Genomic DNA, 9,990 nt, shown 5'->3' with positions numbered 1-9,990 from the left:
GCACCGGCGGCGTATTGCTTCTTTGACAACAAACCGAATGTACTACCGGTATATGTGGAGAATACAAGGCAATTGCAACTTTTTTAGAAACGGATTATCCCGAACTGGCGTAATATAATCTTTCTACAAAAATTGGTTCTCTCATTTTGGCAATATGGTGCTTGAGAGTCATTGAAATAACCCCAAATTGTTTTGCGAGATCTTCTGTGGTAACATTGGGATTATCTTTGATTGCTTTCTCATTTTTTGTCATATAAGCCAATATTTGTGAACTATAGGGGGCTTTCTCATGCAAACATGTCCGGCTTGCTCCTGCGCAATCGTTCTTCATACATGTCATATGTGGCATTTCCTTCGTTGTACTATCTATCTTGTAATATGTGCAACCATGATAAGTATAAAAAGTGTATGGCAATCACCTTATGGCCAGGACGATCGAGAACATCAACATACTCTACCTGTATTTCAGACCGTGGCTCCATATAACTCAGAGCCTGCGCTATCTCCTGTTGGGTGCTGTCGGTAATCTGCTGTCACAGAATTTTCAGTGATGTTGGAGCAACGACAAAGAAGACCAACCACCTTCGGTATTCAAAAAGGCGCAGGATGTGTGCATACCATCCTTCATTTCACCGGTGATTTTCTTCAGTTCCAACTGACGATGCTCGTCATTCTGTATCAGTATTTTCAGTTCATCTATTGTAAGTGCCATATTTCTATCACTTTTCGATTTTTACTAATTAAGTCAGATATCATGAAACCTTGATCAATCTGGTATCTTAACTTTCGCGTATTCAAAAGGTATCTTCTCCTGTTCTAAACGGAAGTTACTAGTTTTCAAATATTCGAACATTTCTTTTTCTTTTAATGTAAGGTATAAATCCCCCACAACATTTATCTCAACTCCCTTGTCATCTTCAAAGAAAGCATCGAATGTTTCTCTGTCCATCAAGAAACTCTCAACCTGTTGGAAATGCTTCCTTAGCTCCGATAATATCAGAAAACCATGTGCATCCAAATCTCCCCAATAGAAAATCTTCCTCGATTTTAACCATTCTGCACTCTTTAAAATGTCTACACCAAACCCATGTCCCCACAAAACAATACTATCACGTTTTATAGGGAATGTCAGCATATTCATTTTATTTTCAACAACATATATGGTATTGACCGGAATGTTTAGAGACTTAAACTGGGTTATCGGTAGGCTGATATCGTTAGTACCAGAAAAACACTTTTCACTAATGATTTCGTCTAATATCCTAAAGCGAACTATTGGCTCGTCATATTTAAGGTTGAAATGAGGTTCAAAGCGAGTTTCTTCCGCATTAACCTGCTCTGCAATAATTATGTCCAACAGTTCTTTGATGATACCCTTATTTCTTTCAATAAACTTGGTGTGAACCTGAATAGGTAACTCTCGAATATATAATTGAGGTTTGGGAGTTGTTTTGAAGTATTTACATACCATAAGTAAATCATCCCAAACGTTATGATTGTCTAAAACTTTATTGGGATACTTACTTATCCAATCCTTCAATTCAGGCAATTCATAAATACACTTTTTTATATCCGTTCGAAAATGAGCAGTTGTAAGTTCTTTACCTATGAATTTCAGATAATCGTGCTCTGTGCGAAAACAAATAGACGTAGGAATATCTTGCAATCCATGCTTTTTTGTTTTCACAGCCTGGTATTCAATGGTATATCCATAACCTTTCCTTTCCTTTGAATGTTCCATTAGTTCCGTCAATTCTTTCTCAAACATAACCATGTCATCATCAGGTTTCTTATTACCTGCAATTACTATTGGGTCGAACGTTTTACCCTCGACTACCGACTGCAGAAAAGCCAAATACTTTTTCTCTGCTTTCTTTCTTATTTCAGTTGGCGAAATCATTGGCTTGATATTTTTCACGTTCTTGTTTGAATATCTCTATCGGCATGTCGAATAGTCGTGATTCGTTTCCATTACGTTCCACATAGTGGACAAACGAAATATCGTTCTCCACAATATGAATGTTATCGCTTGGCGTTACTACCAGCAACTGTAAATTCAATTGTTTGCATAATGAAATCAGGTACCGTGCTTTATCTTCATCCTGTGCCTTGAACGCCTCATCAATGGCTATGAATCGGAGTGATTTTGCTTGTAAGCCATCCTTTGTCAGCCCGAATTGGTATGCAATGGCAGACCCCAGAATAGTATATGTCAACTGAGCCTTTTCACCACCAGAAAGTTGTCCCATGCTTTCGTATGTCTTGAATTTCTGACCACTTTCTTTATAGAATTCCTCTGCCTTATAAGAGTACCAACTTCTTACATCCATTACCTTTCGTCTCCATTGTTCGTTTTTAAGTTGTTCCATTAATGGCTGTATCTTTTTCTCAAAATGAGACCGTTTGCCGTCAATGGTAGAATTGATTTCATGGATGTTTGGAATAGCATTCTCTAACACCCGTCTAAAGTCTGCTATATCCGTATTGATTCGTTTTGAATTAACCAACTGAATATATGTGCTAGGAGCCATGCTAAAATCAATTCCGGAAAGTGATTGATTCAACATTTGAATAGTATCTCTAATTGATTTCTCCCAATTGTTGAAAAACATCCTAAAATCGGAAACTTTGTTGATAACCGTTTCTTGCAAATAGTCATCAAATTTCTTTTCGTGGCGTACTAGATCTTCGTTTACAAGCCTTTCATAGAATTTTTGGTATTCGCCAATTAAGTTAATACTGCTGGATTCCGGCAAGGTATGCACATCGGATCGCCAATCCTTAAACCGCTGAGTTATTTCCTCTGAAGGATTTTTAAACTTTCTTATTAAGTCGGCGACTTCGCTTGTTACTTTCGCTTTATCGCTCTTTTTTTTATTTTCCTGACCATTGATGAAAGACTGAAACGCATTCCTTTTTGATTCGATGGTTTTATAACTGACATCGATCCATGTCTGATTGCTCTCTTCAAAGAGTCTAACATCAATTGCTCCCAGTGTTTCTATGATGGACTGGTTGTCAGTTCGCCTCTGAATGGCATTTATAAGCTCGACCTTCTCTATCTGGAAGATTTCTCCATTTTTAGCAACGATTGTTTTATTTTCCAATGTATCCAAAGTTTTTCTTACACCATCTAACTGACTTTTCAGAGCTTTAACTTTGTCGTTAGTGGCCTCCAGTTCTCTTTTCTTTTCTTCCTGTTCTTGTATGGTATTAGCCGTCTCCTCCCAATTAATCTCCTCATATTTCGTAAACTTCTCAAAGATATCATGAAGACATAGCCGTCGTCCATCAATGGCCTTAGCTTCAGCTTCAATCCGTCGAATATCCTCCTTATTCTGTTTCTGTTGATCCAGCAATTCTTTCAGTAATGTACGAATAGATGCTATCTTTTCTTTATTATCCCAACCCAAAACATAGTTCTCACGGAGATTTGTATGTGGTCTGTCATCTTTCTCATGCTTATTATGAACTGACTTTATCAAGCCTTGTTTGGTTACGGCTTTTTCTTTGTAGTTATAAAATTCTTCTAAGCCTGATACACAAGCATAATTGTAGTGGTCAAAAATCATATCTTCCACCCACTTCCAATAAGGACTCTTTTCGTTAAACTCAATTTTCTGGAGCAAGCAATTCGTGGGAGAAATTTGGAATCCTCGTAATGAGGACGTATCTTCAAATCTATGATATACAATACGTCCTTTCAAATTATTCGTATTAATAAATTGACTAACAGCTTTGTAATATTTCCCGGGCACAATCAGACGAAGCCCCAAATTGTGCAGAATTTTTTCTATGGAATTCTCCCTATCTTTCTCGTTTTCTTTTACCTTAATCAGTTCTCCAATAAATGGAATCTCACTTGACGTTGCTCCAACTTCTTGAAGAATCCATTCTCTTATTTCTGCTTCACGACCAGATATGTTGTTCTTGTTCTTTTGTAGGGTTTGCAAAGTCTTAATATTCTCATCTACATCTTCTTTCAGTTTGTCGGCATAGTTTTTAGCCAAGCGCAGTTCTTCATTCTTTTCATCAAGAGCAGTTTGACATTTGTTTTTTTCGGCACGAGCTGTTTCACGATTTTCAATAAAAGTCTGTTCTGATGGATTATCGGTAAGGCCAACCTCAACAACTTTCTTGTTATAGTCTTTCAGTTTTGCTAACCGAGTCTGCTTTGTGCTATTTAATCCTCTAATCTCTCTTTCCAAGTCTTTTACCTGCCTACCGACATTATCGTTTTCTATAGATAGCGATAGATTTCGTTCCTGCCGTTTTAGTTCCTCTTTCTTTTCATTCAGTTTGCCAAGTTCATGTTTAAGCCCTGCTAATCTTTCGTTCAACTCCGTTATTTTTGCATTGGCTAACTCTACATTCTTTTGAGCAAACCAATACACGGCTATCTCTCGAGAATTCTTCAATTCCTCAAGATTTTTGTCAATCTCTTCAATATTTTTGGCTTTCTCGTCAATCGGTTTTAATTGAGCGATCTGTTCTTTTACTTTTTCTATGGTTGTTTTTGCTTCAATCAATGTAGCAAAGCTCTCGCTCAGACGAATATATTCACTTTCAGCATCCCTCTGCTCCAGCATATTACTACGAATAAATTCATCTAAATCATTCAACACTTTTACACCAACTATCTGGTTAAACAGAGTAAGTGCCTTGTCCGAACGTAGTCCGAAGCCACTAATGATTCTATCCTTATAGTCTTTGATGGTATCATAAAACTCTATCTGTCTCTTCGGGACATTTGTGTTATACTGCTTTTCCAACGTTTTCTTCCAGTCGCCCTTACTACCGTTAAAACCGGAGAAATCGGTTTTAATGGTCAGCGGTTTGGATGAGAATCCATACGAGCATTTCAGTTCTCCGTTCACAAACCAACGCACCTGAAACAAAGTTACCACGTGGTTGTGGTTGTTGGCAAAAGATGCCAGCAATACCGAGTAGGTTCGCTTGTCCCGAAGCTGCTGAGTCTTGGTCGCAGATTCTCCTTCGGCTTGTATATTACCATAATTACCGAGCACGTAGGTCTCTTCTGTTCGGTCACCCTTTCGTTCGTTACCCGATGATTGGTTGTAAAACCGGTCTTTCTTGGCGGGCACAAGCAGTGTCAGTAGTGCATCTATCAGTGTACTCTTGCCGGAAGCGTTAGCACCCGTCAGTAGCGAATTATTGCCATCTGGAGCAATCCTGTATATTCTGTTGTTAAATGTGCCCCAGTTATATATTTCCATGTAATTCAACCGATAACCGGCAGTTCCGGCATTGGTCGTAAACAAATCATACAGTTCCGGCATGCTCTTCCAGTTTTTTCTTGAATGTATCCAAATCCTCAAGCATTACTTTTTCTTTGATAATGCGATGAATCTTGTAACGCACTTCATCACCATTCCGCTTCATCTCTTTGAGGAACCCCAATTCGGCAACCCTTTGTATATAAGTATCCAAATCTTTTTCCAGTTTTACTCTATTATAGTTCTGTGGTAAGAACAACCGTACCTCATCCTTTATCTCGTTACTTGTTATAATCCTGTCTGTAGATTGCGTCTCAACAGGATTGTTGTCGTAATCTTCCAAGAGTTGTCGCAGGACAATTACTACGATAGAAACTTCAAATCCCAGTTGCCGTCTGGAAACAAGATTTAATGTAGTATCATCATCAAACACGATTTGTTTTACGAAGGCAAAGCCCTCATCTTTTTTCAAAATCAATTCTAATCCGATCACTGCCAGATATTCCTGTATCTCTATCTGGTAGTTGATAATGTCCTCCCACACAGGCGATCCCTTTTCTACGGTCTTTTTCAGCAGGATGATGATTGCTTTAGAATATGGTTTCTGCTCGTTCATAATGATATAATGATTTCTGGAATACGAATTCGTTTATTATTCTCATAGTCGAACACAATGACCTGACTCTTCTCTTCATCAACAGTTTTGTGTGGAAACTGCCCCAATGTTCCAAAGTAGGCAAAGAGTTCCGGGAGCCCCTGCTTCAGTGGATATTGTTCAATAATGTCCGATAGGGTCACTTGGCTCTTGCCCTTCATTGTCTCGTGTATATTTCTTTCAATAACCTTACGGTCTATAAACACATTGCCAAACACCTTACCAAGTTCGCCAAATTCTTCGATTGAAAGGATGTCTGTTTCCGGATTAAAGTCATATTCGGTATTTTCGTTTTGCTCAAATGTAATTTTTCTGTCAAATGGGATACTTATTTCCATTCCATCATCTACAGTCAATGAGATATCCGATTTTTGTGCTTTCTTGGAAATCTCAATAAGCACATTCTTTATTTCCTGCACAATTCGTTTGGCAGTATCAGCTTGCGACATCTCATTTTCTCGGATAATACGACTTAATTTGTCGGCCATTTTATCGTTGGTCTGGTAAACTTTGCGCCCCGATTCATACAGATATTCCACCATGTTCTGCAAAAAGGTATCGCCACCATCGATATTCTTTTCCTTTAGATTCCGGAATAGTTCGGTTATGAGTGTATCTAACTCCGATTGCATCTCTCGAGTTAATAGGAATTCCCAAAAAGCATAAAAACTTTTGCCTTGTGAACTGGACTTCAACTCATCCAGCGCATCAAAAGTGTATTGCAAAATACCCCCTTTCTTCAATGTAGGGTCAATCTGTTTCTGATATATCTCTTTGATAATAGTCTTGAAATTATCATCTACATCCTTGAAGTCGGTTAGCAACTCCTTGGCCAATTTATTGATTTGTTGGAATCTGGGGACAATCTCATATTCCTCAAATACTTTGACATCCTCGCCCATTTGCAGTTGTCGAATCTGCTGCTCTATTTCCAGTTTCTTGTCTTCCAGCAGTTGTAAGCGTTTTTCTCTGTCTTCGTTGCTATATTCTACTAGTTCTTTCAATTGATTAATGATTGTCTTAAACTTCGATTCTGTGCCTATATATTCTTCTCTTTTCAATCCCGACAGCCAATCAATTACTTTACTCGAATGGGAAGATAATTCATAATAAATCTCACCATCTTCATTCCTGTAATTTGTCAGAAAACCGCTATCCGTCCATTTCTTGATATATTTGGCTGCCTTCTCCTCATAAGTATCAGTATAAAGAATATCGCTTTCTTCATCCACATCACTCCCATGATTATTCAAGTATTCGGCCAGCTGACTGTTAATGTTCTCGTGCGAAATGGCAGTAGTTTCATTAAAGACATTCGTAAAGAAATCAATAATGACATTACAACTCCTTGCTTTCAATATTGCAACGCCAGGAGAGTTATTCAATATATCTTCTATATTTATTAACATTGCCATATAACTATGAAGAGTTATTCATTCTTTTATTATTCTTTAATCAGCTTATCATTAACCGAAATTTCGCTGTGATGCTATCGCTTGTTTGTGACATGTCAAGTACTGGAACCAACTCATCCACGTCCTATTATAAGGACTTCATTGCCGAATAAATCTCTGAATGAATGAATCCGTTAGCCAATATGTTATAACTTCGTCTTTCCACATATTTTTGTATTTTCAAAAACTCTGCAATTTCATAAAGATAATTGAAAAGGTAGAGTCAACCAGCAAGTGCAAAATTACAATATTTTATTGAAGAATTCATCTTTTGGTGTGTGTAATTTCAATTTTTCTCTTGGTCTTCCATTGAGTTTCTTATGAATGTTCATAATTTTCTTGTCCGTGAACTTATCAAAACTTTGCTTCTTTGGTATATATTGTATGATCAATTTATTCATATTCTCAATTGCTCCCTTCTGCCATGAAGCATATGGATCTACGCGAGTTCGGGATAAGATCAAAAAAAGAGTTCTAACTGTTTCGTTTTTTCCACATGTACCGGCAATGCCTGTGGCTTGTTCTCAAAGAAACAATATGCAGTAAGTGCCGAGCACAGATTCATTATGAAATTATGCACAGACCTGTATCGTGAATGAACGAGGTTCGCCTTGTTCTTGAGCAATTCGTTGACGCACTCTGTGATGTACCTTTTACGAAGCATTATCTTGTCCCACATTAGCATTAGTCTGTTCTTTAGGTTTGCTTTCTTACACTTTCCGACATTTTGATCTTTACGGTTACGACATCGTCCGCCGGTGCCGTCAAACGATGGTAAAAACAGATTTTTATCAAGTTCGGGATTAAAATTCTTGCTAAATTCATCGATAATACAGAAAATTTCAGGAGTTTCCTTAAACGAAGTGAAAAACTTTTTCCTCGGTAATCATGGCGGATTTTGTTTGTATTTTATTGATTTTAAACACTATAAAGTGTATAGCAATTTCCACAAATTACCAAATTTTATGATGAGTTCTTATCCCGAACTCGCGTAGAAATAGGCGTAATGGACATTTGGAGCTTTTCAGCCTACCAAATGTCCATTACACCCCTATTTTGTTTCGCAATTTCGCCAAAATTGATAGATTGTTTTCATGTTATATCATTTAAGGTCACACCCGCCGGATGTGACCTTAAATGTTGTACGAAGAAATATATCCTATTTCAGTTTGTCGTATCCGTAACGACTGTTGGATTTGAGTTCTTCCTCTATACGGATAAGTTGGTTGTATTTTGCCATACGGTCGGTACGGCTCATCGAACCTGTCTTTATCTGTCCCGAGTTGGTGGCAACGGCAATGTCGGCAATCGTGGCGTCCTCTGTCTCGCCCGAACGGTGAGACGTTACCGAAGTATATCCGTGGCGGTGTGCCATCTCAATTGCTTCGAGTGTCTCGGTGAGCGAACCAATCTGGTTAACCTTGATGAGAATGCTGTTTGCCGCCCCCATCTTGATACCCTTTTGCAGGAATTTGGTATTTGTGACGAACAGGTCGTCGCCCACCAACTGACAGCGGTCGCCGATGGCTGCGGTGAGTTTAACCCAGTTTTCCCAGTCGTTCTCGTCGAGACCGTCCTCTATCGAGTCGATGGGGAAATCCGTGATAAGTTTCTCAAGGAACTTTATCTGCTCCTCGGCAGACAGTTTCTTGCCGTTGGGGTCTTTTTTCTTTCCGTTCTTCAACTGGCTGTAGTCATACCACCAGTTTCCGTTCTCGTCTTGTGTTGCGAACTCGCTTGCAGCACAGTCCATTGCAATCGTAATGTCCTTGCCCGGCTCGTATCCGGCAGCCTTTATTGCGTCGCATATAATCTGCAATGCGTCCTCTATGCCGTTGAGTGCCGGAGCAAATCCGCCCTCATCGCCCACAGCCGTTGAAAGTCCGCGCGCTTTCAGCAGTTTGGCAAGATTATGGAACACCTCTGCCCCCATTCGTATGCTTTCCTTTATCGACGGCGCGCTTACCGGGCGTATCATAAATTCTTGGAAAGCGATTGGTGCGTCGGAATGTGCACCTCCGTTGATGATGTTCATCATCGGCACGGGCATTGTATATGAGTTGCAACCACCGATGTAGCGGTAGAGCGGAAGTCCGAGTGCGTTTGCGGCAGCCTTTGCGGCAGCCAGCGAAACTCCGAGAATTGCATTTGCTCCGAGTTTGCTCTTTGTAGGTGTACCGTCGAGAGCCAGCATTTTATAGTCGAGTGCACGCTGGTCGAGAACACAGTCGCCCTGAAGTGCCGGTGCGATGATGTTGTTTACGTTCTCCACGGCTTTCAAAGTACCCTTGCCGAGATAGCGGTTCTTGTCTCCGTCGCGGAGTTCGAGTGCCTCATTCTCTCCGGTCGATGCTCCGGACGGCACGGCGGCGCGTCCCATTACACCGTTTTCCAATACTACGTCCACCTCTACCGTGGGATTACCTCTTGAGTCGAGGATCTCTCTTGCATGAATTTTCTGAATCTTCATAATTGATTAATATTAAAATGTTTAAATCGTTGTCTCTTCGATTTGCTGTCTTTTTACCCTTTTGATAATTGTGATTGCAAAGGTAAAAAGAAAAAGGTAATAAGGCGGATGTTGTCTTCCCTTATTAATTATTTTTAATACAATGCGTTACGACTTGGCAAATGTATATGGCAA

Annotated in this window: 7 protein-coding genes and 2 pseudogenes; all 9 read right to left on the bottom strand. The window is 39.4% G+C overall.

Annotation, left to right across the window (positions count from 1 at the left end):
- Positions 1-94: 94 nt before the first annotated feature.
- The 9 genes and pseudogenes from EII32_RS09385 to eno all read right to left on the bottom strand — a co-directional run bounded on the left by EII32_RS09385 (position 95) and on the right by eno (position 9,816).
- The gene (locus EII32_RS09385; protein WP_125235162.1) at positions 95-331 is read right to left on the bottom strand and encodes a hypothetical protein; all 237 of its coding nucleotides are present in this window, start codon (positions 329-331) and stop codon (positions 95-97) included.
- 213 nt (positions 332-544) lie between these two features.
- A complete protein-coding gene (locus EII32_RS12170) occupies positions 545-712 on the bottom strand; it encodes a helix-turn-helix domain-containing protein (RefSeq protein ID WP_158611171.1) in 168 nt (55 codons plus the stop codon).
- 54 nt (positions 713-766) lie between these two features.
- Positions 767-1,918 (bottom strand): Wadjet anti-phage system protein JetD domain-containing protein, encoded by a 1,152-nt coding sequence (locus tag EII32_RS09380; RefSeq protein WP_233582363.1) that lies wholly within the window; start codon positions 1,916-1,918, stop codon positions 767-769.
- The gene (locus EII32_RS09375) at positions 1,884-5,300 is read right to left on the bottom strand and encodes an ATP-binding protein (protein ID WP_125235161.1); all 3,417 of its coding nucleotides are present in this window, start codon (positions 5,298-5,300) and stop codon (positions 1,884-1,886) included. Before EII32_RS09375 ends, EII32_RS09380 begins: the two co-directional genes overlap by 35 nt.
- The gene (locus EII32_RS09370; RefSeq protein ID WP_125235160.1) at positions 5,284-5,853 is read right to left on the bottom strand and encodes a DUF4194 domain-containing protein; all 570 of its coding nucleotides are present in this window, start codon (positions 5,851-5,853) and stop codon (positions 5,284-5,286) included. Before EII32_RS09370 ends, EII32_RS09375 begins: the two co-directional genes overlap by 17 nt.
- Positions 5,850-7,307 carry a DUF3375 domain-containing protein gene (locus EII32_RS09365; RefSeq protein ID WP_125235159.1) on the bottom strand — a complete coding sequence of 486 codons (1,458 nt, stop codon included), beginning with the start codon at positions 7,305-7,307 and terminating at the stop codon, positions 5,850-5,852. Before EII32_RS09365 ends, EII32_RS09370 begins: the two co-directional genes overlap by 4 nt.
- A gap of 281 nt (positions 7,308-7,588) precedes the next feature.
- A pseudogene (locus EII32_RS12530) lies at positions 7,589-7,786 on the bottom strand (IS30 family transposase); the annotation flags it as partial.
- Positions 7,787-7,806: 20 nt separating this feature from the next.
- Positions 7,807-8,055: pseudogene (locus EII32_RS09355) on the bottom strand (transposase); the annotation flags it as partial.
- A gap of 450 nt (positions 8,056-8,505) precedes the next feature.
- Complete coding sequence (gene eno / locus EII32_RS09350) at positions 8,506-9,816, bottom strand: phosphopyruvate hydratase (protein WP_125235157.1); 1,311 nt, start codon at positions 9,814-9,816, stop codon at positions 8,506-8,508.
- Positions 9,817-9,990: the final 174 nt, after the last annotated feature.

Source organism: Prevotella sp. OH937_COT-195 (assembly GCF_003932845.1).
Lineage (GTDB): Bacteria > Bacteroidota > Bacteroidia > Bacteroidales > Bacteroidaceae > Prevotella.
Note: the sequence above shows the minus strand (reverse complement) of the source record. Positions and strands in the feature narration are given on the sequence as shown.

What these genes read in the sequence shown, in the direction of transcription:
- EII32_RS12170 (WP_158611171.1), bottom strand. Translation starts at nt 712, where the DNA reads ATGGCACTTACAATAGATGAACTGAAAATACTGATACAGAATGACGAG.
- EII32_RS09385 (WP_125235162.1), bottom strand. Translation starts at nt 331, where the DNA reads ATGAAGAACGATTGCGCAGGAGCAAGCCGGACATGTTTGCATGAGAAA.
- EII32_RS09370 (WP_125235160.1), bottom strand. Translation starts at nt 5,853, where the DNA reads ATGAACGAGCAGAAACCATATTCTAAAGCAATCATCATCCTGCTGAAA.
- eno (WP_125235157.1), bottom strand. Translation starts at nt 9,816, where the DNA reads ATGAAGATTCAGAAAATTCATGCAAGAGAGATCCTCGACTCAAGAGGT.
- EII32_RS09375 (WP_125235161.1), bottom strand. Translation starts at nt 5,300, where the DNA reads ATGCCGGAACTGTATGATTTGTTTACGACCAATGCCGGAACTGCCGGT.
- EII32_RS09365 (WP_125235159.1), bottom strand. Translation starts at nt 7,307, where the DNA reads ATGGCAATGTTAATAAATATAGAAGATATATTGAATAACTCTCCTGGC.